Source organism: Gilliamella mensalis, from assembly GCF_900103085.1.
GTDB lineage: Bacteria > Pseudomonadota > Gammaproteobacteria > Enterobacterales > Orbaceae > Gilliamella > Gilliamella mensalis.
On sequence record NZ_FMWR01000026.1, the window covers coordinates 1 to 714 of the forward strand.

Here is a 714-nt window from a genome sequence, read left to right on the forward strand (position 1 = left end):
GAGTGTAGTTGAAGAAGTGCTACGCAGTCATGGTTTGACGGGCATTGATTACCGTTTAGAACTAAAAGATAGCTACCCTGAGCGGGCGTTTATCACTCAATGGCAAGAAAGTGACCTTGCCTTTATTCAACGCTTATTGGCCAATGTCGGTATTTGGTTTCGCTTTGAAACGCATGCTGAGCACCATTGTGATGTGATGGTGTTAAGTGATTATGAGCAAGGCTATGCGCAAGTGGCCGATATCGACTATAAACTACCCAGTGGCACGCTCGATAGTGGCGTTGAAAGTGTGTGGGATATCAGCCTGCATAGTGAAGTAGTGGTCTGTTCAGTGAAGGTACAAGACTATAACTACCGTGATGCCCTCGCCGATTTACAGGGCGAAGTTAACAGCCAACCCAAAGACCTTACCACCTACGGCACTGACTACCGCTATGCTGAGCACTATAAAGGTTTAGATAGCAACGGACAAGAAAATCTGCCAACTCGTGGCGAGAATAACGATGACGATGTTAACAATGTTAATCATGATAATCGTGATAACGGTAATAACCTTAATGAGAATAACAGGCATGACGATAATCAGATTGAAAGCGGTCAGTGGTATGCCCGTATTCGCCATGAACAGGCGATTAGCCAGAAAATTATCCTCAAAGGTAAGAGTAACCACTATAACCTTGCTCCCGGTCAATAGATTAACCTCAACGGCAGTCC

At 45.0% G+C, this 714-nt stretch carries 1 protein-coding gene; it reads left to right on the forward strand.

Going from position 1 to position 714, the window contains the following annotated elements; all coding sequences use genetic code 11:
• On the forward strand, positions 1-694 hold a 694-nt coding region (locus BQ5209_RS10405; RefSeq protein ID WP_208610028.1), incomplete at its 5' end, for a phage late control D family protein.
• Between the last annotated feature and the right edge of the window lie 20 nt (positions 695-714).